Origin of the sequence: Paenarthrobacter sp. TYUT067 (genome assembly GCF_023656375.1) — a bacterium.
GTDB lineage: Bacteria > Actinomycetota > Actinomycetes > Actinomycetales > Micrococcaceae > Arthrobacter.
Genome location: NZ_JAMOIT010000009.1, coordinates 109157 through 131139 on the forward strand (window position 1 = coordinate 109157; position 21983 = coordinate 131139).

The 21983-nt window shown below is 63.9% G+C and carries 19 protein-coding genes and 1 pseudogene; 13 read left to right on the plus strand and 7 right to left on the minus strand.

Translation table 11 applies throughout. The features are described 5' to 3' along the window. Window positions 1-11 precede the first annotated feature (11 nt). On the minus strand, window positions 12-1397 hold the full coding sequence (locus MOD31_RS10165; RefSeq protein ID WP_250820503.1) for an MFS transporter: 1386 nt from the start codon (window positions 1395-1397) through the stop codon (window positions 12-14). Between the two features lie 166 nt (window positions 1398-1563). Here MOD31_RS10165 and MOD31_RS10170 point away from each other — a divergent pair, with 166 nt between their 5' ends. After that, entirely contained in the window at window positions 1564-2418 is an 855-nt protein-coding gene (locus MOD31_RS10170; protein ID WP_142937733.1) for a LysR substrate-binding domain-containing protein, read from the plus strand. Between the two features lie 263 nt (window positions 2419-2681). Continuing rightward, complete coding sequence (locus MOD31_RS10175) at window positions 2682-3455, plus strand: sugar phosphate isomerase/epimerase (RefSeq protein WP_142937732.1); 774 nt, start codon at window positions 2682-2684, stop codon at window positions 3453-3455. A gap of 11 nt (window positions 3456-3466) precedes the next feature. Here the strand turns inward: MOD31_RS10175 and MOD31_RS10180 are convergent. Continuing rightward, a pseudogene (locus tag MOD31_RS10180) lies at window positions 3467-4218 on the minus strand (alpha/beta hydrolase). Then, entirely contained in the window at window positions 4215-5252 is a 1038-nt protein-coding gene (locus tag MOD31_RS10185; protein WP_250820504.1) for a LacI family DNA-binding transcriptional regulator, read from the minus strand. The pseudogene MOD31_RS10180 and the gene MOD31_RS10185 overlap by 4 nt, the downstream one beginning before the upstream one ends. A gap of 195 nt (window positions 5253-5447) precedes the next feature. On the opposite strand from MOD31_RS10185, the gene MOD31_RS10190 reads away from it, so the two are divergent. From MOD31_RS10190 to MOD31_RS10205, 4 genes are all read left to right on the plus strand, one after another. Further along, the gene (locus MOD31_RS10190) at window positions 5448-6617 is read left to right on the plus strand and encodes a Gfo/Idh/MocA family protein (RefSeq protein WP_142937728.1); all 1170 of its coding nucleotides are present in this window, start codon (window positions 5448-5450) and stop codon (window positions 6615-6617) included. Continuing rightward, window positions 6617-7831, plus strand: coding sequence for a dihydrodipicolinate synthase family protein (locus MOD31_RS10195; protein ID WP_166842175.1), 1215 nt, complete (start codon window positions 6617-6619; stop codon window positions 7829-7831). The genes MOD31_RS10190 and MOD31_RS10195 overlap by 1 nt, the downstream gene beginning before the upstream one ends. Beyond that, window positions 7828-8670: a sugar phosphate isomerase/epimerase gene (locus tag MOD31_RS10200; RefSeq protein WP_250820505.1), complete on the plus strand. Its 843-nt coding sequence runs from the start codon at window positions 7828-7830 to the stop codon at window positions 8668-8670. Before MOD31_RS10195 ends, MOD31_RS10200 begins: the two co-directional genes overlap by 4 nt. Window positions 8671-8906: 236 nt before the next feature. Beyond that, window positions 8907-9080 (plus strand): hypothetical protein, encoded by a 174-nt coding sequence (locus MOD31_RS10205; RefSeq protein ID WP_250820506.1) that lies wholly within the window; start codon window positions 8907-8909, stop codon window positions 9078-9080. A gap of 4 nt (window positions 9081-9084) precedes the next feature. Here the strand turns inward: MOD31_RS10205 and MOD31_RS10210 are convergent, their stop codons facing one another. From MOD31_RS10210 to MOD31_RS10220, 3 genes are all read right to left on the minus strand, one after another. Continuing rightward, complete coding sequence (locus tag MOD31_RS10210) at window positions 9085-9309, minus strand: hypothetical protein (protein WP_166842173.1); 225 nt, start codon at window positions 9307-9309, stop codon at window positions 9085-9087. A 5-nt stretch (window positions 9310-9314) separates the two neighbouring features. Then, entirely contained in the window at window positions 9315-10394 is a 1080-nt protein-coding gene (locus tag MOD31_RS10215) for a YihY/virulence factor BrkB family protein (RefSeq protein WP_250820507.1), read from the minus strand. A 131-nt stretch (window positions 10395-10525) separates the two neighbouring features. Further along, complete coding sequence (locus MOD31_RS10220) at window positions 10526-11794, minus strand: ROK family transcriptional regulator (RefSeq protein ID WP_166842171.1); 1269 nt, start codon at window positions 11792-11794, stop codon at window positions 10526-10528. A gap of 82 nt (window positions 11795-11876) precedes the next feature. Between MOD31_RS10220 and xylA the strand changes: the two genes are divergently transcribed. The 7 genes from xylA to MOD31_RS10255 all read left to right on the plus strand — a co-directional run bounded on the left by xylA (window position 11877) and on the right by MOD31_RS10255 (window position 20835). Further along, the gene (gene xylA / locus MOD31_RS10225) at window positions 11877-13064 is read left to right on the plus strand and encodes a xylose isomerase (protein WP_142937721.1); all 1188 of its coding nucleotides are present in this window, start codon (window positions 11877-11879) and stop codon (window positions 13062-13064) included. A 90-nt stretch (window positions 13065-13154) separates the two neighbouring features. Beyond that, a complete protein-coding gene (locus MOD31_RS10230) occupies window positions 13155-14585 on the plus strand; it encodes a xylulokinase (RefSeq protein ID WP_166842170.1) in 1431 nt (476 codons plus the stop codon). A 67-nt stretch (window positions 14586-14652) separates the two neighbouring features. Continuing rightward, entirely contained in the window at window positions 14653-15636 is a 984-nt protein-coding gene (locus tag MOD31_RS10235) for a LacI family DNA-binding transcriptional regulator (protein WP_250820536.1), read from the plus strand. A gap of 227 nt (window positions 15637-15863) precedes the next feature. Further along, entirely contained in the window at window positions 15864-17594 is a 1731-nt protein-coding gene (araB, locus tag MOD31_RS10240) for a ribulokinase (protein WP_250820508.1), read from the plus strand. Next, a complete protein-coding gene (locus MOD31_RS10245; RefSeq protein ID WP_142937718.1) occupies window positions 17591-18298 on the plus strand; it encodes an L-ribulose-5-phosphate 4-epimerase in 708 nt (235 codons plus the stop codon). Before araB ends, MOD31_RS10245 begins: the two co-directional genes overlap by 4 nt. 93 nt (window positions 18299-18391) lie before the next feature. Then, the gene (gene araA / locus MOD31_RS10250; protein ID WP_250820509.1) at window positions 18392-19927 is read left to right on the plus strand and encodes an L-arabinose isomerase; all 1536 of its coding nucleotides are present in this window, start codon (window positions 18392-18394) and stop codon (window positions 19925-19927) included. Then, a complete protein-coding gene (locus tag MOD31_RS10255; RefSeq protein ID WP_250820510.1) occupies window positions 19924-20835 on the plus strand; it encodes an aldose 1-epimerase family protein in 912 nt (303 codons plus the stop codon). Before araA ends, MOD31_RS10255 begins: the two co-directional genes overlap by 4 nt. A gap of 109 nt (window positions 20836-20944) precedes the next feature. On the opposite strand, the gene MOD31_RS10260 is transcribed toward MOD31_RS10255, so the two are convergent. Continuing rightward, window positions 20945-21955, minus strand: a complete 1011-nt coding sequence (locus MOD31_RS10260; RefSeq protein ID WP_250820511.1) for a LacI family DNA-binding transcriptional regulator — start codon at window positions 21953-21955, stop codon at window positions 20945-20947. Window positions 21956-21983: the final 28 nt, after the last annotated feature.

A 21983-nucleotide genomic window follows, 5' to 3' on the forward strand; every position in this document is an offset into this window, starting at 1 on the left:
CTTCACCTGTTTTATACGGTCTGCGGCTCCCGCACGATCCGCAGCACCCGACGCCGATCACGCAGGTCCACCTTGATGTGCAGGGATGACTTCCGGGCCAGTACGACGGCGACTACCGCAGCTGCGATGGCCGGCACCCCACCGGAGATCAGGACGGCCAGGTGCGGACCGAGGTGCTCGGCGAGCCAACCCATCATGGGACCGCCGATTGCCTGGCCGCCGATCAGCACCACCAGGTACAGGCTCATGACGCGGCCGCGGATGCTCATGTTGGAGCTGGTCTGCACCATTTGGTTGGCTGCGGTGAGGAACATCAGGCACCAGAATCCGGCCAGGACCATGGCGACGCTGAACCACACCATGGTTGGCATGAGCGAGGACACGCAGAGCATCAAACCGTACAACCCGGCGGAGGTCACCACCGAGCGCAACCGCAACTGACGACGCCGGGTGGACGCCACCGCTCCCGCGAGTGCACCGAGCGCAACCATAGCGTTCAGCAGGCCGTAGCCTCCGGCACCGGCGTCGTACACGTGGTCCGCGAAGGCGGCCAGCAGTACCGGCAGGCTCATGGCGAAAACTGCCACGAAGCCGGCCATCAACCATGGCCAGTAGATGGTTGGCTTGCTCAGCGCGTAGTTGAGGCCTTCGCGCAGCATTCCCTTTTTGCGGGGCGTCGGCTGGCTGAGGTGCAGCTGGTCCTTGCGGAGGATCAGCAGCATGGCCACCGTGGAGCAGCATGCCACGGCGTTGGCGGCGAAGGCCCAGCCGGCACCAACTGCTGTGAGCAGCACACCGGCCAGGGCGGGACCGATCAGCCCGCCGAGCTGGAAGGTCGTGGAGTTCACACTGATGGCGTTGCGCAGGTACTTGGGTCCGACGAGCTCGTTGACGAACACCTGCCTGGCTGGCTGGTCCAGAACAGTCACGAAGCCCAAGGCAAGGGCGATCACGTAGACGTGCCATACTTCGACGCGGCCACTCAGGGACAGCACCGCGAGGAGGGCGGCCAGTACTGCGGCCGCCGATTGGCAGATGATGAGGATCTTGCGCTTGGCAAAACGGTCGGCAATCATGCCACCCCATGGGCCAAGGAAAAGTGACGGCATGAACTGCAACGCCACCGTAATTCCGACCGCGGTGACGGACCCGGAGAGTTGAAGCACCATCCAGTCCTGGGCAATGCGCTGCATCCAGATGGCGATCACGGCTATAAAGTGGCCAATCGCGAAGATCCTGAAGTTGGGGACCTTCAGAGAGATGAAAGTATGCCGCCAGGGCAGCTTTTCACTCACGACGGCGAGCGGCTGGGTGACGGTGTCCGGCGGCTGAGGCGCGGAGAGGGAATCGATGACGGGCTGGCTGACGTTTGCCGCTGAAGGCGGTGGGGGTGCCAAAAGTAGTCCTCGGATCGAGAGTTTCGGTGGGATACGTTTAACGCTATGGTTGCCAGCAGCAATTATGGAAGCGTATTGCGCCTATAACTAGCATTGCGGAATGCAATGAGCCCTCTCCAATGGCGCAGTACTCCGGCCCGGCGCTGACCTGCGCTTGAGGAGTTACGTGTTCGAACCTGTCCAGCTCCGTTCCTTTTTGGCCGTCGCAGAGACGCTGAGTTTCACCAAGGCTGCAGAACGCCTGGGACTCGCGCAACCAACCGTAAGCCAGCACGTCCGCAAGCTCGAGGCCTCCGCCAAACGGGTGTTGGTTGCCCGCGATACGCGCGAGGTCCGGCTCACCGATAACGGCGACGCCATGGCCGGATTTGCCCGCAGCATCCTTGCCGCCCACGACTCCGCCGCCCGCTACTTCTCCGGTTCAGCCATGCGCGGGCGGCTCCGCTTTGGCACCGCAGACGACCTCGCCATCACCGGCCTACCCCGGATCCTTCGCGAGTTCCGGCAGCTGTACCCGCAAATCAACCTGGAGCTCACCGTCAGCCAAAGTGACCAGCTCTACAAGCGGCTCAATGCCGGGCAACTGGACCTGGTGTTCGTGAAATGGGTGGCCGGAGCCAAGGAAGGCACTGTAGTCCGGCACGACAACTTTGCGTGGGTGGGCGTCGAGCAAACCATCCTTGAGCCCGGAGCGCCGGTCCCCCTCATCGCCTACCCGGCGCCAAGCCTCAGCCGGAAGCTGGCTATTGATGCACTGGAAGCCGAGGGCCGGACCTGGCGGATCACGTGCAGCACCAAGCAGATCAGCGGAGTGTTGGCTGCGGTACGCGCGGGCATTGGAGTTGCGGTCATGCCCGCCTCGCTGGTGCCCGAGGACCTGAAAGTGATCACCCAGCGGTTCGGCCTCCCGCCAGTGGGGGACGTCGACTTCACCCTGATCCGGAACCCGCTGGCCAACGCCGAAGTGATCGACGCCCTCACCCAGGCGATCATGGGCCGGACGCTGAGTAAGTCGAACTAGTGGACCGGGCGGCTTGGCCGGGCTGGGTTCCACCTGCGCACCCCCTGACGCCGAATGCACCCATAACCCCCCATGTGTCAGGCTCGGCGGGAACGGGTGCGGTGCCGACGCTCAAGGGGTGCGCGCGGCGGAAACGGGTGCGCACGGCGGAAACGGGCGCGCACGGCGGGAGCGGGTGCGCACGGCCGGCAGGAGCGGGTGCGGATGTGTTCGACATGCGATACGCCATTACCGGGTAAGCGCATTCCCGGTATCCTAAGACGATGATCGACCTCACCACGCTGGCTGACCTCACGCCTGGCATTTGTTCCGTCACCCTCCGCGCACACGGAATCGACGAGGTGGTCCGAATTTCCTCGAATGCGGGCCTGGCCGGCATCGAGTGGGGTACTGACGTCCATGTCAGTGACGCAGAATCAGCCGCGCACGCGAAGGACGCCACGGCGGCTGCCGGACTGACAGTCCTATCGCTCGGCTCGTACTACCGCTGCGGGGCCTTTGGAGACTTCGGCCGGGCACTGGACCTCGCCGCCTCCTTAGGCGCGCCAAGGATCCGCGTCTGGGCAGGGGAACTCGGTTCCGCGAACGCCAGCCAAGAACACTGGGACGCAGTTGTGAAGGACACCCGGCGCATTGCCGATCTTGCCGCGGCGCGCGGAGTCGCCATCGCTTTCGAGTACCACGGCAACACTCTCACCGACTCCCCCGCCACCACCCTCGACCTACTGGACCGGGTCAACCACGCCAACGTCGGCACCTACTGGCAGCCCGCCGTCGGGCTTTCAGACAAGCAGGCCCTTGAGTCCCTCCACGAAGTCTTGCCGCATCTGGTGGGCGTGCACTGTTTCTCGTGGGGCCCCGAAGCTGAGCGTTTCCCGCTTCGGAATCGGAAGTTGCTGTGGCAGACCGTCACCGATGTCCTCCGGGGCAACGGCAAGGACATGGACATCATGCTGGAATTCGTGGAGGACGACCTCCCGGACAACGTGCTCAACGACGCCGCGTTCCTGCACACCATCACTCTGGGTGAGGACTAGCCCGGAGACCGCTACGCAGTCCAACCCATCCGGCGAAGCCACGCGGCGCAGAGCCCGGTCCATTGCTCGGCACCGGGCGTTCCGGCTGCCAGGCCGATGCCGTGGATACCGTTGGGAAAAACGTGCAGCTCCGTGGCAACTCCGGCTCGGCTGAGCGCTCCTGCGTAGGCCAGGCTGTGGCTGACGGGAACGGATTCGTCGTCTGCCGTGTGCCAGAGGAACGCCGGCGGTGTTGCCGGGGTGACGTGCAGCTCGGCGGAGAACTGCCGCAGGATTTCAGGCCCCGCCCCCTCGCCGGCCAGGTTGTCCACGGATCCCTGATGCACCGAATCCACGAAGGAAATGACCGGATAGCAGAGGATGCTGAGGTCCGGAACCGACTCGCGGATGTCCAGCGCAGGATCGCCCGCGGGCACCTGCACAGACAATGCGGCCGCAAGATGCCCACCCGCCGAAAACCCGAGAACCCCCACACGTGAGGGATCAACGGTCAACCCGTGCGCCCCGCTCCGGATCCACAGCATGGCTTCCTTGGCGGCCATCAGAGGCGCAGGATGCCGCTCCGGCGCCACCGGGTATCGCAACACAAACGCGTGGATCCCCAGCGAAGCGAGCCACTCTGCCACAGGTTCGGCTTCATGGTCTGCCGTTTCGCGTAGCCTCCGCCGGGCAGAACCAGGACTGCGGGCGCCGCCAGACCGGAAGGCCCGACGGCGGGAATCACCGTGAGCGCTCGGGGCGCCTGGGCCTCCGCTGCGGTCATACCTGCGATTCCACCGGGGTTTCGGTGCTGCGGCGGAGCTTGACCGCCCCGCTGACAAGCGGAGTGTCAGGATCTCCTGCGGCGAGGCGTCCAATGTCCTCGAGCGGTAAATGCACCGTTGAAAGAGCGGGCCGGAAGTCGCGGAGGGTTTCGATGTCGTCAAAGCCGGCGATGGTGGCATCACGGGGAATCCACACCCCTTCGGGCCGTAGGGCCGCAGTGACTCCGATAGCCATGACGTCGTTCACGGCGAAGATGCAGAGCCGTTCTTGGGACGCCTTGATCCGGTCCGCGAGCGCCAGGCCGGCTTCATATCCCCCGGCGCGGTTGAATCCGGTGCGAATGATTTCCGCTGTGGGCCTGCCGGCGTCTTCGAGTCCTCGCTGGAATCCGCGGACCCTGTCGTCGGAGGTGTAGAGCCCTTCGGGGCCGGCAACGATCAGGAATTCGCCGTCGTGGGTAGCGGCCAGTTCGGCGGCCAGGCCGGCGGCGAGCTCTTCATTGGGGACCTTGACCACGTGGTAGCCCTCGGTGGTGGACGCTCCAACTACGGGGTGACCCACCACTCCCACGTGCCCGCCGTTGCGGCAGTAGCGGTCCAGTTCGGCAGCGAGTTCACTGTTTCCTTGTTTGTCCTCTGCGCGGACTGAGCGCGATCCGGCGATCACGATGGAGTCGGCACGGCGGGCAGCGAATGCAGCTACTGCTTCCTTCTCGTCGTGCGGGGTGCCTGATGTGCTGGCCAGCAGGACCATGCGGTTCTGTTGGCGGGCCGCTTCCTGGACGCCGCGGGCGATGGCAGAGAAGTAGGGATCGGCGATGTCGTGGACAATAAGGCCGATCAACCCTGAACTGGACTTTGCGAGCGCCTGCGCCTGCGCATTGGGAACATAACCCAGTTTGTCGGCGGCTTCGCGGACGCGTTGCGCGATGTCTTCTGCTGGTTTGCGGGACGAGCCGTTAAGGACCCGGGATGCCGTAGCGAGGGAGACCCCGGCCAAACGGGCAACTTCACTCAGTGTGCTGGCGGCCACGGGGAACTCCTTTTCTGCAAGCGTCGGGACTGGCGCTAAGGAAATTATGGCAGTTCTCTTGGAATTTTGGGAAAGCGCTTGCCAATACGGCGCGCCATGGTGCATGATCGATTGCAGCGGGAATGCGCTTTCCCACATGACATAAGTAAGCACCGGCAACGCTCAGCGGCCGGCACACAAGGCACTGGAGAAAACATGGGCTTCGAAACAAAGACGATCCGTATCGCCATGAACGGCATCACCGGCCGTATGGGCTACCGCCAGCACCTGCTGCGGTCCATCCTCCCCATCCGCGATGCCGGCGGCTTCACCTTGGAAGACGGCACCAAGGTTCAGGTGGAGCCGATCCTGGTTGGCCGCAACGAAGCCAAGATCCGCGAACTCGCCGAACTCCACAAGGTCTCCGAGTGGACCACCGACCTGGACGCCGTCATTGCCGACCCCACCGTTGACATCATCTTCGACGCGTCCATGACCAGCCTCCGCGCCGCCACCCTGAAGAAGGCAATGCGCGCCGGCAAGCACATCTTCACCGAAAAGCCCACAGCCGAGACCCTGGAAGAAGCAATCGAGCTGGCACAGATCGGCAAGGACGCCGGCGTCACCGCAGGCGTAGTGCACGACAAGCTGTACCTCCCCGGCCTGGTCAAGCTCCGCCGCCTGGTGGATGAAGGCTTCTTCGGCCGAATCCTTTCCATCCGTGGCGAATTCGGTTACTGGGTCTTCGAAGGCGACGTCCAGGCTGCACAGCGCCCGTCCTGGAACTACCGCAAGGAAGACGGCGGCGGAATGACCACGGACATGTTCTGCCACTGGAACTACGTCCTTGAAGGCATCATCGGCAAGGTCAAGAGCGTCAACGCCAAGACCGCAACGCACATCCCCGCACGTTGGGACGAGGCCGGCAAGGAATACAAGGCCACCGCCGACGACGCCTCCTACGGCATCTTCGAACTCGAAACCCCGGGTGGCGACGACGTCATCGGCCAGATCAACTCGTCCTGGGCCGTTCGCGTCTACCGCGACGAACTGGTTGAGTTCCAGATCGACGGCACGCACGGTTCCGCCGTCGCCGGTTTGAACAAGTGCGTTGCGCAGCAGCGCGCCCACACCCCCAAGCCGGTCTGGAACCCGGACCTGCCCGTCACGGAATCCTTCCGCAGCCAGTGGCAGGAAGTCCCCGCCAACGCTGAACTGGACAACGGCTTCAAGCTGCAGTGGGAAGAATTCCTGCGCGACGTCGTCGCCGGTCGCGAGCACCGCTTCGGCCTGCTTTCCGCAGCACGCGGTGTGCAGCTGGCCGAACTCGGCCTGCAGTCCTCGGCTGAGCGCCGCACCATCGACATCCCGGAGATCACCCTCTAATGACGTCACTGATTCTTCCCACCGACGACGGCGGCACCCGCGAGTACCGCCTTCAGGCGGCCACATCGTGGACCAAACCGACTGCTCCTTTGACGGCCCGCCGCGCCTACGCCGCAGCACACGTCATCCCTGAGGTCTCCGCGGACAACACTCCCGGCGCCCCGGCCCAGCTTGACTGGGACGCCACCCTGGCGTACCGGCACGAGCTGTGGTCCTATGGCTTGGGCGTTGCCGATGCCATGGACACCGCACAGCGCGGCATGGGCCTGGATTGGGCCGCGACCCAGCAGCTCATCAAGCGCACCGGCACCGAGGCCGCTTCCGTCGTGGCAGCGGGCAACGCCGCCATCGCCGGCAAGTCCGTCCGGGACCTCGTTTCCTGCGGCGCCGGCACCGACCAGCTGGACATCACCGCCCTTCCCGAGGGTGCAGCGGGTATCCAGGCCGTCATTGATGCTTACCGCGAGCAGATCGCGGTGGTCAGTGAGGCCGGTCCCAAGGTCATCCTCATGGCATCCCGCGCCCTGGCCAAGGTTGCCAACGGCGCCGACGACTACCTGCACGTCTACTCGACACTCCTGCAGGAAGTGGACCAGCCCGTCATCCTGCACTGGCTGGGCACCATGTTCGACCCCGCGCTGGCAGGCTACTGGGGCTCCGATGACGTCTCCGTTGCCACCGAAACGTTCCTCAGCCTGATCCGCGAACACTCGGACAAGGTTGACGGCGTGAAGGTTTCGCTGCTGGACGCCTCACACGAGGTCGCCCTCCGCGCCAACCTGCCGGAAGGCGTCCGCCTCTACACCGGCGACGACTTCAACTACCCGGAACTGATCGACGGCGACCAAACGCACCACTCGGACGCCCTTCTGGGCATCTTCGCGGCGATCTACCCGGCCGCTTCGGTAGCGTTGCAGAAGTACGACGCCGGTCAGGGCGCCGAAGGTCGCGCCATCCTTGACTCCACGCGTGAGCTTGGAAAGCACATCTTCAGCGCACCCACGTTCTACTACAAAACCGGCATCGCCTTCATGTCATGGCTCAACGGCAAGCAGCCCGGTTTCCAGATGGTGGGTGGCCTGCACTCGGGCCGCTCGGTGCTGCATTTGGCGAAGACGTTCGAACTGGCAGACCAGGCCGGCTTGCTGAAGGATCCGTCGCTGGCCGCGTTCCGGATGTCAGACTTCCTGCGGATCAACGGGGTGGGCGCATGAGCACCGATTTCTCGCGACTCTCCCTGAACAGCGCCACCACCAAAAAGTGGACGCTCGCCGAAGCTGTTGACGGTTGCGCCCGCGCCGGTATCCCCGCGATCGGGCCGTGGCGCGACCGCGTGGCCGAGGCCGGACTGGACAAGGCAGCCAAGCTCATCAAGGACGCAGGACTCCGCGTTTCCTCGTTGTGCCGCGGTGGCTTCCTTACCGCAGCCGATGCCGTGGGACAGGCCGCAGCTCTGGCTGACAATTTCGAAGCCGTCCGCGAAGCAGTAGCGCTGGACACCCAGGAACTGTTCCTGGTGGTTGGCGGGCTTGCTCCCGGAGAGAAGGACGTCGTCGCTGCACGCCAGCGCGTGGCCGACCGCCTTGAGGAACTGGTTCCCTTCGCCTCCGAAAACGGCGTCCGCCTGGTGCTGGAACCACTGCACCCGATGTACGCCGCGGACCGCGCACTGATCTCCACCCTTGGCCAAGCACTTGACCTTGCGGCGCCCTACGACGCAAAGGCTGTCGGCGTCGCCGTCGACACCTTCCACGTCTGGTGGGACCCGGAACTGAAAGCGCAGATCGAACGTGCCGGCCGCGAGAACCGCATTGCCTCGTACCAGGTGTGCGACTTCAACCTGCCCATCGCTGCGGACGCGCTGTTGTCCCGCGGCATGATGGGCGACGGCGTCATCGACTTCGCCACCATCGGCACCTGGGTCAGGGACGCCGGGTACAAGGGCGACATCGAGGTAGAGATCTTCAACCAGGAAATCTGGGACGCCGATGGCGACGCAGTCCTGGAAACCATGAAGCAGCGCTACGCGGAGCTCGTCCTCCCGTTCGCCTAACAACGTGGTCCTCCCGCGGATGCCCTAAGTTCCGCGGGAGGATCGCTCCAAAGCCAGCGGGCTCCTGCCAAGGTCACGGCAGGGGCCCGCTTTTGTGTCAGCTAAAAGTCCTCGAACGCGCAGGTGAGATAAGTGGTACACAGCTGAAACATGGCGTCGATGGGAGGAAACAATGGGCACCTACGCTGGTTTTACCTGGACAAAGACGTCCACGAAACCCCTGAAAGGACACCACCATGATGCTCTTGAAGACACTGACCTTTTTCCTCGACGCCAGCGGCAGCCACAGCGGGCCGTCCGGCGATTCCGCCGGCGAACACGCCCCTGCTGTCGCCACCGAACGCCTGACCTCCAGCGCCTGGGAGGGCTGGTGGGATGACGCCGATCAGGGTTTCCCCGCCGAGGCCTGATCGCTCATGAAGCTCGAGCAGTCAGCTGCATGCGGGCTTTCGGCCGGCCGATCAAGGTGACCGAGCCGCCGTCGGGCGCTGTCAATTCCAACCTGATGTTCCGCGAGCCCTCTTGGGGTTCGATTGAGTCGACCTGGAAAACCTCACCACTGATCCGGACGCTGTCGCCGTTCTTGATGGCTTTGAGCTTCTTGCTGCGCATGTCAGTGCTTGCGGCGGGAGTCTCCATTCGGGTTACTTGCCTGTCCGGGGCTCGTCGCCGTGGGTTTCACGGATTTCTTCGCCGTCCCGAATTACTTCGTCTTCCTTTTCCTGCATTTTGTCGCTCTTCTTGGTATCGCGCGGCGGGAGTTGAATGCTCTCCTCGGCCTCAATGCCGCCCTGGAGTTGGCGGCCGCGCTCCATTTCGGCGTCGAACTCGGCGCCGAACAGCAAGGACATGTTGAGGATCCAGAGCCACAGCAGCATGATGATGACGCCCGCGAGGGCACCGTACGTCTTGTTGTAGTTGCTGAAGTTGGCAACGTAGAAACCGAAGCCCAGCGAGGCAAGGGCGAAAATCACCAAGGCAATGAGAGAGCCCATGCTCATCCAGCGAAACTTGGGCTGCTTGACGTTGGGCGTGAAGTAGTAGAGCACGGCAATGATCGCGACCACAATAACTATGAGGACCGGCCATTTGGCGATATTCCATACGGTCAAGAAGGTTTCGGACAACCCGATGGCACCGCCGATGGCCTCCGCCACGGGACCACTCAGGACCAGCATGGCAGCGGCGAGCGCTGCACCCACGACGGCGACGACGGTGACGGCGAGCATGGTGCCCCGCAGCTTGATGAAGCCGCGGCCTTCGTCCACTTCGTAAACCCGGTTCATTGCTCGACTGAAGGCGGTGACGTAGCCCGAGGCGGACCAGAGCGCTACCAAGATACCGAAAACCAGGGCGAGCCCGGCCGTGTTGGACTGAGTCAGTTCCTCGATCGGCTGGCGCATGGCGTCAACGCCCGGCCCCGGCGCGAACTGCTGCACAATATCCAACAGTGATGACGTTGTCTTGCCGGCGTCTCCGAAGATGCCAATGAGGGAGACCAGCGCCAGGAGCGCTGGAAACAAGGAGAGGACGGCGTAGTACGTTAGGCCGGCCGCCGCGTCAGGGCATTGATCCTTGGTGAACTCCCGGAGCGTCCGCTTGGCGATGTACATCCATGTGGGCTTGGCGAGATCGTTGGGACTGTCCGGCTTACGCGAATCCTCCGGAGAGGGAGCGGTCTGCGCCTTGGCGGTACTGGTGTGGGCTGAGTCTTGTGAAGTCATGGGGCACTCGTCCGTGGGGGTAGTTTGCGCGAACAACTGATCCATCAATAGTAAGCATGCTGATGATTCATTCGGAAGGACCCACGCCGTTTTATCGCCAGCGATCGCAAACGCGGCCCAGGCACCCCCGCTCAGGCTAGCTTGCTCGCCAGCAGGAACTCGAACGGCGACTCAATAACGGACCGGATCACCTGGCCCGCAGCACCAAGAAGGGTTCCGGAGTGCTCCAGGGCCGAAACCGTCAGGTTGCCCGGATCAAGCAGGCCGGGCGCATAACGGTCCAAGCTGGTCAGCAGCGCCGGTTTGAGCCATTCCGCCAGGACCGCAAAGTGTCCGCCGAGAACTACTGCCTCTATGTCCATCAACCGGGCAGAAGAAGCGAGCGCGACGCCCAAATACTTTCCGGCGTCGTGTACCGCCCGAGTGGCCTGCGGCTCCTGGGCAGCCAAGGCCGCCAGCAGCAGTTCCGTACGCGCACCGAGTGAGCCCTCAGGAATGCCGGCGGCCTCGAAAATGGCCTCCTGGCCAGCGAACGTTTCCAGGCAGCCCGTGCCTCCGCAGGAGCAGCCCGGCCCATCCGGGTGGACTACGATGTGGCCGAGCTCACCCGCAGAGCCGCCCGGCCCGGTGTAAAGCTCGGAGCCGATGATCACGCCACCGCCCACGCCGACTTCGCCGGAAACGTAGAGGAAGTCCGGCTGGCCAGTGCCATACCAAAGCTCACCGAGAGCAGCACTATTGGCCTCGTTGGACAACCTGACACCCAGCGGGGCGCCCTCCAGCAGGGCCCGGGGATTCAGCTCCTCTTGCTCCCAGTGCAGGTTAGGCGCGGAAAGGACAAGGTTGCGCTGCTCATCCACCAGCCCCGGGACCGCGAGGCCACCACCCAGGATGGCGATGTTGGCGGCGGCGGCCTCGGCTTTCACCTCAGCCGTCAAGAGGCCTAGGCGTTCCATAACCTTGGCCGGAGCCAGACCGCGGTTCCGCGACTCCACGGTTGAGTGGAACCGAAGGTTTCCGCCAAGGTCCACCAGCCCAACAGCCAGGTAGTCAACGTTGATTTCCATTCCCACCACGCCGCGGCGCGAGCTGAGTTCGAGCCCCTGCCCCGGCCGACCCCGCTCGCCGTCACGATAGAGACCCACCTCGGAAACCAGCCCGGATTCCACGAGGTCGGCAACAAGACTGGATACGGCGGCTTTAGTGAGTCCGGTTCCGGCCGCGAGCTGCGCGCGGCTAGGTTTGGCGTCCCCGGTTCGGGCGATGGAGTCCAAGACGAGCGAAAGATTTCGACGGCGGACGTCCCCTACACGCCCGGGCGCGGCTGCTTCATTCACTGGCGTGGGACCTCCCTGCAGATTCAAAGAACTTTTTTCCGGCTTCCATTGACCATGATCCATTATCCCCCATATAGTTCAGATTGAAAACTAATTGGAATGCACTTCTCCAAGTTCTTCCCCAGTGCTTTGCAAAGGAGCAAATATGACCCCGCAGCCCACCCCGCAGGACCGCTTCACCTTTGGCCTCTGGACTGTCGGATGGACCGGCGCCGATCCCTTCGGCGTGGCCACCCGTCCGGCACTGGACCCTGTGGAAGCCGTGCATAAACTCAGCGAGCTGGGCGCTTACGGCATCACTTTCCACGACAATGATCTGATCCCCTTTGACGCCACTGCCTCCGAGCGCGACCTCATTCTGAAGAACTTCAAGGCAGCCTTGGCAGAGACCGGGCTGAAGACGCCCATGGTGACCACCAACCTCTTCAGCCACCCGGTATTTAAGGACGGCGGTTTCACGTCGAACGATCGCTCCATCCGCCGCTTTGCCCTCAGCAAGATCCTCCGGAACATTGACCTCGCCGCAGAGCTTGGCGCAGAAACTTTCGTGATGTGGGGCGGCCGTGAAGGCAGCGAATACGACGGCTCCAAGGACCTCTCCGCAGCGCTGGACCGCATGAAGGAAGGCGTGGACACCGCAGCCGGGTATATCAAGGAAAAGGGCTACGGCCTCCGGATCGCGCTCGAGCCCAAGCCGAACGAACCCCGCGGCGACATCTTCCTCCCCACGGTCGGCCACGGCCTGGCGTTCATCGCGCAGCTCGAGCATGGCGACATCGTGGGCCTCAACCCGGAGACCGGCCACGAACAGATGGCGGGGCTGAACTTCACCCACGGCATCGCCCAGGCCCTGTGGGCGGGCAAGCTCTTCCACATTGACCTCAATGGCCAGCGCGGCATCAAGTACGACCAAGACCTCGTTTTCGGCCACGGCGACCTCACCAGCGCCTTCTTCACGGTGGACCTGCTGGAGAACGGCTTCCCCAACGGCGGACCAAAATACGATGGCCCCCGCCACTTTGATTACAAGCCCTCACGTACCGACGGCTACGACGGCGTGTGGGAATCGGCCAAGTCCAACATGTCCATGTACCTCTTGCTGAAGGAACGCGCTTTGGCCTTCCGCGCTGATCCAGACGTTCAGGAGGCACTTGCTACGTCGGGCGTGTTCGAGCTGGGTGAGCCGACGTTGAACGCCGGCGAAACCACGGCGGACCTGCTCGCTGACGCCAGCGCCTTCGAGACGTTCGACGCCGACAAGGCCGCCGAACGCTCGTTCGCTTTCGTCCGCCTCAACCAGCTGGCCATCGAGCACCTGCTCGGCGCCCGCTAAATCAGACCACCACACTGATATCCCGCCGCCAGGTCGTTCCGGAATTCACTCACGGAACGGCTTGGCGGCGGACCCCAAAAGGATTAACGCATGCCTCTCGTAGCCGGGATCGATAGCTCAACCCAGTCCTGCAAAGTGATCATCCGGGACTCCGTCACCGGTACCTTGGTGCGCCAGGGCAGGGCCTCCCACCCTGACGGCACCGAAGTCCACCCGGATCACTGGTGGACAGCCCTGCAGGACGCGATCAGCCAGGCAGGCGGCCTTGACGACGTCGATGCCGTCTCCATCGGTGGACAACAGCACGGCATGGTGTGCTTGGACGACTACGGCAACGTCGTCCGACCGGCCTTGCTGTGGAACGATACCCGTTCGGCGCCCGACGCAGAGGAATTAATCCTTGAGGCCGGTGGTGGCGATGCCGCCGCCGGGGCCGCATATTGGGCCTCCACCACAGGCACAGTTCCCGTAGCATCCCTGACCGCCACCAAGCTTCGCTGGCTCGCAGGGAACGAACCCGCCAATGCCCAACGTACGGCTGCGGTGTGCCTTCCGCATGATTGGCTGTCTTGGCGTTTGGCGGGTCACGGACCCGGAACCGGCCCGGCATCGTTGGAGCTCCTCCGCACCGACCGTTCCGACGCCTCCGGCACAGGCTACTTTTCGGCAACCACTGGGGAGTACTTACCCGCAGTCCTGGAACGCACGCTGGGCCACGTCCCGGTGCTGCCAACCGTCGTCGGGCCTTTGGAAGCAGCGGGCAAGACTCCCACGGGCGCGTTGATCGGCCCGGGTGCGGGAGACAACGCCGCAGCAGGGCTGGGCGTCAACGCCGCCGTCGGGGACGTTGTCATTTCGATCGGAACATCGGGGACGGTGTTCGCGGTATCAGATGTTCCCTCTCATGATGCCAGCGGACTCGTGGCAAGCTTCGCGGATGCGACCGGCAACTACCTTCCGCTGGCCTGCACGCTCAATGCGACCCGGATCTTCGACGCGACAGCTGCACTTCTGGGAGTGACCCTAACGGAACTCGGCAACCTGGCCCTGTCAGCTCCGGAAGGCGCCGACGGGCTGACCCTCGTCCCGTACTTCGACGGGGAGCGGACACCCAACCTGCCCGATGCCACGGGATCGCTCCACGGCATCACCGTCTCCAACTACACTCCAGCCAACATGGCCCGGGCAGCCATTGAGGGTGTGCTGTGTTCCTTGGCCGACGGGCTGGCTGCTCTGCAGGCGCAGAGTGTCTCTGCCCAGCGCATCATTCTGATTGGCGGCGGAGCGCAATCAGACGCCGTCCAACAGATTGCAGCCTCAACTTTCGGCTTGCCTGTCTTCGTCCCAAGGCCCGGCGAGTACGTGGCCGATGGCGCTGCCAGGCAGGCCGCAGGCGTTCTCACCGGTCAGCTCCCGGGCTGGAAGCTTGAAGGGCGGGAGCTGACACCGCAGAGTGCTTCCGGAGTTCCTGGGTTCCTGGCCCGGTACCGGCTTTACGCCGCGGGGGTCGCGAAAGGCTGATCCCACACCGGTGCTCTATCGTGACAGGGTGAGCATTGAACAATCTGCACATCAGCGACCTCCTGTCATGGAGGATGTGGCCCGCGTGGCAGGCGTCTCGCATCAAACCGTGTCGCGCGTTCTGAACAACCACCCCAACGTGAGTTCCAAGACCCGCGAGCGCGTGGAACAGGCAATCACCGAGCTGGGCTACCGACGAAATACGGCTGCTCGCAGCCTGGTGACGCGGCGTTCCCAGACCATTGGCGTGCTCGGCAGCGAAATGGCACAGTACGGGCCGTCTCACACCCTCCTTGGTGTGCAGCAAGCCGCCCGGGATGCGGGCTATTTTGTGAGCGTGGCCGGTTTGCGGGAAGTCACCCCGGAGACCATCAAGGACGCTATTGCCCACTTCATGGACCAAGGCGTAGATGGCATCGTGGTCACTGTTCCCCACCCGGGTACGTTCGACGTCCTCCGCGATGTCACCGCCCAGGTTCCGCTGGTGGCCGTGGGGTCAGTGGGCGACGAACACCTCAGCGGCGCCACGGTCGATCAGAAGCAGGGGGCACGGCTCGCGGTCCAGCACCTTTTGGACCTCGGCCACACTCAGATCGGCCACTTGTCCGGGCCGTCCGATTGGATTGACGCAGCAGCCCGCATCGAGGGCTGGCAGGATGCACTGACTCAGGCCGGCCTAGAGCCAGCCACACTGATCGAGGGCGACTGGAGCGCCGAATGTGGTTACAGGGAAGGCCTGAAGATTGCGGCTGACCGTTCCGTGACCGCCCTCTTCGTCGCTAATGACCAGATGGCTCTTGGCGTTCTCCGGGCATTCAATGAAGTTGGCGTCCGGGTGCCGGAGGACATCAGCGTAGTGGGCTTTGACGACCAACCGGAGTCGGCATATTTCATACCTCCACTGACCACCGTGGCGCAAGATTTCGAGGAACTCGGCCGGCGATGCATTGGCTTGCTGTTGGATCGGCTGGAGAGCGGCGCCACGGGCACGCCTGCAACAGTGGTGCCGCGGCTGGTGGTCAGATCCACCACGGCCCAAGCAGCCAGCTAGGCATCCCCCACCCAATTAAATAGCAGCTGAGCACGTTTTGAGGACTCTAAACGTGCTCAGCTGCTACCTACTTGGGTGCGCCAGCCACTGACTCCTTCAGAAGGACCCATTCCGCGCGGCCCGCTCTTGACATCAAAGTTGTGAGCGCTAACAATTGCATCAGACCTTCTTCAATTTTCCACCCCTACCCCCGGCAATGAGGCCCTGGCCAGCCGGATGGAGACCCCATGAATACCTCTGAAAACCTCCCGCTGGACGAGCAGTTCGTCATTGGCGTGGACTATGGAACCCTGTCCGGCCGCGCCGTCGTGGTGCGTGTTTCTGACGGCGCCGAGATCGGCAGCGGCGTGTTTGAGTACCCGCACGCTGTCGTGACGGAAACACTCCCCGGCAGCGGACAGCGACTCCCTGCCGACTGGGCCCTCCAAGTACCCAACGACTACCGCGACGTCCTGCGCAACGCTGTCCCGTCCGCCGTCGCCGACGCCGGTATCAACCCGGCCAACGTGGTGGGCATCGCTACTGACTTCACCGCTTGCACCATGGTTCCGACGACGGCGGACGGCACGCCGCTGAACGAACTGGAACGCTTCGCGGATCGCCCGCACGCCTTCGTCAAACTGTGGCGCCACCACGCAGCCCAGCCACAGGCCGACCGCATCAACCAGCTCGCCGAAGAACGGCGCGAATCATGGCTTCCCCGCTACGGCGGCCTGATCTCCTCCGAATGGGAGTTCGCCAAGGGGCTGCAGCTCCTCGAGGAAGATCCGGAAGTCTACGGCGCCATGGACCACTGGGTTGAGGCCGCCGACTGGATCGTTTGGCAGCTCTGCGGCAGCTACGTCCGCAACGCCTGCACCGCCGGGTACAAGGGCATCTACCAGGACGGAAAGTACCCCTCCCGGGACTTCCTGGCTGCGCTTAACCCGGACTTCAAAGACTTTGTGTCCCAAAAGCTTGAACACACCATCGGCCGCTTGGGAGATGCCGCCGGCTACCTCACGGAAGAAGCAGCGGCCTGGACCGGGCTTCCTGCGGGAATCGCAGTGGCTGTGGGAAATGTTGATGCCCACGTCAGCGCACCCGCCGCAAACGCCGTTGAACCAGGGCAGCTCGTCGCGATCATGGGCACCTCCACCTGCCACGTCATGAATGGCGACGTTCTCCGCGAAGTCCCGGGCATGTGCGGAGTAGTGGACGGCGGCATTGTGGATGGCCTCTGGGGTTACGAAGCAGGCCAGTCCGGCGTAGGCGACATCTTCGGTTGGTTCACCAAGAACGGCGTCCCGCCGGAATACCACCAAGCCGCCAAGGACAAGGGCCTGGGCATCCACGAATACCTCACCGAACTCGCGGAAAAGCAGGCAATCGGCGAGCATGGACTGATCGCCTTGGACTGGCACTCGGGCAACCGCTCAGTGCTGGTGGACCATGAACTTTCCGGCGTAGTGGTAGGCCAGACCTTGGCCACCAAACCGGAGGACACCTACCGGGCACTCCTGGAAGCCACAGCCTTCGGCACACGCACCATTGTGGACGCGTTCCGCGATTCCGGCGTCCCGGTCAAGGAGTTCATCGTGGCCGGCGGGCTCCTGAAGAACAAGTTCCTGATGCAGGTGTACGCCGACATCACCGGCCTGCAGCTCTCCACCATCGGATCGGAGCAGGGTCCTGCGCTGGGCTCGGCAATCCACGCCGCCGTGGCCGCAGGGAAATACAAGGACATCCTCGACGCCGCAGCGTCCATGGCTGCCGCTCCTGGCGCGGTCTACACCCCCATACCGGAAAACGTTGCCGCCTACGAGGTCCTTTTCCAGGAATACAAGGCTCTGCACGATTACTTCGGCCGCGGCACCAACAACGTCATGCACCGCCTCAAGGCCATCCAGCGCGCGGCAATCCAAGGCTCCGGACAACACGCCGACCAGCCCGCCGCCCTGGAAGGAGCCTCGGCATGAGCACGCTCTTGGAGTCCATTGCCAAAGTCCGCAAGGAAGTCTGCGATCTGCACGCCGAACTGACCCGCTACGAACTGGTGGTATGGACCGCTGGCAACGTCTCGGGCCGCATCCCCGGGCACGATCTCATGGTGATCAAACCGTCGGGCGTTTCCTACGATGACCTCGCACCCGAGCTCATGGTGGTCACCGACCTTTATGGCACACCTGTGCGGGGAATGAACACCGGCAGCGCGGGGACCGTGGATTGGGGCAACCCGGACCTCTCCCCGTCCTCCGATACCGCCGCGCACGCGTACGTCTACCGGCACATGCCTGAGGTAGGCGGCGTGGTCCACACGCACTCCACCTACGCCACGGCCTGGGCTGCACGCGGTGAGGCAATCCCCTGCGTACTGACCATGATGGGCGACGAATTCGGCGGATCGATTCCGGTGGGACCGTTCGCGCTGATCGGCGACGACTCCATTGGCCAGGGAATCGTGGAGACTCTGAAGAACTCCAGCTCCCCCGCGGTGCTCATGCAGAACCACGGTCCCTTCACTATCGGCAAGTCCGCCCGCGATGCAGTCAAGGCAGCAGTGATGTGCGAGGAAGTGGCCAGGACGGTCCACATCTCCCGCCAGCTGGGCGAGCCGTTGCCCATTGACCAGGACAAGATCGACTCCCTCTACAACCGATACCAGAACGTTTACGGCCGCTAACGCGGACAACCCGGCCGCCACCGCGGACAGCCCGGTCGCCACTGCGGACCACCGAAGCCACTCGAAACTCAAAAGCACCTCAGGAGCCACTAAATGCCCAGCGCCAACAACACTTCCGCCAACAATACGTCCCTGGGCCAGTACGAGGTCTGGTTCCTCACCGGCAGCCAGCACCTCTACGGGGAGGACGTCCTCAAGCAGGTGGCAGCGCAGTCGCAGGAGATTGCCAACGCCCTCAACGCCAGCAGCGATGTTCCCGTCAAGCTCGTGTGGAAGCCGGTCCTCACCGATTCCGATGCCATCCGCCGCACCGCATTGGAAGCCAACTCAGACGATTCCGTCATTGGCGTGACCGCCTGGATGCACACGTTCAGCCCCGCCAAGATGTGGATCCAGGGCCTGGACCTGCTCCGCAAACCGCTGCTGCACCTGCACACCCAGGCCAACCGCGACCTGCCCTGGGCTGACATCGATTTCGACTTCATGAACCTCAACCAGGCTGCCCACGGCGACCGCGAATTTGGGTACATCCAGTCGCGCCTCGGCGTGCCGCGGAAGACCGTCGTCGGGCATGTCAGCAACCCTGAGGTGGCCCGCCAGGTGGGTGCGTGGCAGCGCGCCTCGGCCGGATGGGCCGCCGTGCGAACCTTGAAGCTGACCCGTTTTGGTGACAACATGCGTAACGTCGCCGTCACCGAAGGTGACAAGACAGAAGCCGAGCTTCGCTTCGGCGTCTCGGTGAACACCTGGTCCGTCAACGAGCTCGCTGACGCTGTCCACGCAACTGCAGAGTCCGACGTCGACGCCCTGGTTGCCGAGTATGAGCGACTTTACGAGGTGGCCGACGAACTAAAAAAGGGCGCTGCCCGCCACGAGTCCCTGCGCTACAGCGCCAAGATCGAGCTGGGTCTCCGCAGTTTCCTTGAAGCCAACGGATCGGCAGCGTTCACCACGTCCTTCGAGGATTTGGGGGAACTGCGCCAACTCCCCGGTATGGCGGTCCAACGCCTCATGGCCGACGGTTACGGCTTCGGCGCCGAAGGTGACTGGAAGACCGCCATCCTGGTCCGCGCGGCCAAGGTGATGGGCGGCGACCTGCCCGGAGGCGCGTCGCTCATGGAGGACTACACCTACCACTTGGAGCCCGGCTCGGAGAAGATCCTGGGTGCCCACATGCTGGAAGTCTGCCCCTCGCTGACGGCCACCAAGCCGCGGGTGGAGATCCACCCGCTGGGAATTGGCGGCAAGGAAGACCCCGTCCGCATGGTGTTTGACACCGACGCCGGCCCCGGCATCGTCGTAGCGCTGTCCGATATGCGCGATCGGTTCCGCCTGGTGGCGAACGTGGTTGACGTCGTCGACCTTGACCAGCCGCTGCCCAACCTGCCCGTAGCCCGCGCGCTCTGGGAACCGAAGCCCAACTTCGCCACATCGGCCGCCGCGTGGCTCACCGCCGGCGCCGCGCACCACACGGTATTGTCCACACAGGTGGGCCTCGAAGTATTCGAGGACTTCGCCGAAATCGCCAAAACCGAACTTCTCACCATTGATGAGGACACCACCATCAAACAGTTCAAAAAGGAACTCAACTGGAACGCCGCGTACTACAAGCTGGCCGGCGGCCTGTGAGCACTGAATTCACGCTGAGCGCTGGCGGTTACACGGCAGTTGTGACCGCCCGGGCGGCCGCACTGCGCGTTCTGCAGTTTCAGGGCAGGGACCTGGTTGTGCCGTTTCCGGAGGGCGGTCCGATCCCGGATTACCGCGGCATCATTGCTGCGCCGTGGCCCAACAGGATCGCCGACGGCAAATACACGTCCGACGGCGTCGATCACCAGTTGCCTGTCAACGAACCTGAGCGGGGCACTGCCCTGCACGGCCTGGCCTTCCCGCTCGATTGGACTCCGAAAGAGTCCGACGCCGGGTCGCTCACGTTGACGTGCACTGTGGGTCCCACGGCGGGGTACCCGTTCGTGCTGGAGCTCTCGGCCCGGTTTGTGCTGGACGACGCCGGGCTTCACACGTCGGTCACGGCCCGGAACGCCGCTGACATCGCAGCTCCCTACGGCGTGTGCCCGCACCCGTACCTGGTGGCCGGCTCGTCGCCCCTGGATGAGTGGGTGCTTGAGTTCGCTGCGGATTCATTCTTGGAAGTCACCCCGGAGAGGCTGCTGCCCGTCTCGCTGGCAGCCGTGGAAGGCCACGCTTTCGACTTCCGTTCCCCGCGCGCCATCGGCAGCACCGAAATCGACCACGCCTTTACGGACATAACGTTCGACGGCGGGCTGGCGCGGCTGTCCGTCCGCGACCCGTCGGGCACCGGCGTCGGAGGGTCCGGCGTCGGGATGTCCTGGGACGAAAGCTGCCAGTGGCTGCAGATCCATACGGCAGACAAGCCGTCACCGATCCCTGGGCGAATCGGCCTTGCCGTGGAGCCCATGACGTGTCCGCCGGATGCCTTCAACAGCGGAACAGACCTGATCCGACTGGAACCCGGGGCCGAGCACAGGGCGTCGTGGAGCATCTACACCCTGTAGCGCGTTCCTGCCCAGTTAGCCGAGGCAACGGGGGGGCACAAGCCCGGCTTTCCGCGAAACTGCTCGCGGGAACCCGGGCTTTTTGGGGACTAACTGGGCAGGAGCGCAGCTATGCGCCGGCAGTGCTTTGGCGGACCACCAGCTCGGGGGTGAACACTACGGATCGGTGTTTGGTCCCGCCGCTCTCCTGTTCTTCCGCGAGCAGCTCGATCGCGGTCCGGCCCAGCGCCTCAGTGGGCTGGCGGATGGAAGACAGTGGGACCACTGCGGAAATGGCGAAATCGATGTCGTCATAGCCAATGAGCGCGATGTCCTCGGGTATCCGGACGGTCCGCAGCATGGTCAACGATTGCATGACGCCGAGTGCCAGGAGGTCGTTGGAGCAGAACACGGCTTCGGGACGCTTTTCCGGCGAGCGCTCCACCAGCTTGTTGCCCACCTGTCGTCCGGCGAGGACTGTCTGCCCGGCGGAGTCGAGCACCTCAATGCTGGCGCCGGTCACCTCGCCCACGGCGCGCTGCGCACCCTTGAGTCGGCTGGCCACCTGTCGTATGGACGGCGTACCAACAAAAGCTAAACGACGGCGGCCCTGGTCCAGCAAGTGCTTGGCGGCCAAGTAGCCACCTTCTTGGTCATCCACGGAGACCGAGCTGCAGCGATCGGTGTCCGCGAGTTCGTCCACCAGAACAGTGGGCACGCCACGTTCGCGGAGCGTATCAATGCGCCCTGACACGTCGCCCACCGGGGAAATCAAGAGACCCTGGACGCGTTGCTCCTGGAAGAGGTCCATGTAGTGCGCTTCGCGGGAGGAGTCCTGACCGCTGTCCCCCACCAGCACTACGCTGCCCAGGGCCGCCGCAGCATCTTCCGCCGCGCGAGCCACTGAGGAGAAGAAGGGGTTTCCAACGTCCAACACGATCAGGCCAATGGTGCGGCTTTGGCCGGCGCGGAGCTGACGGGCGGCGTCGTTGCGGACGAAGCCGAGTTCAGCAATGGATTTGAGGACACGTTCCTTGGTCCTCTGCGAAACCCTGTCCGGATAGTTCAGCACATTGGAAACAGTTCCCACTGCTACCTGGGCGTGAGTGGCAACGTCTTTGATGCTGGCTGTCTGGGACATGCTTTCCGATCTCCGCTGGCTGACGTCA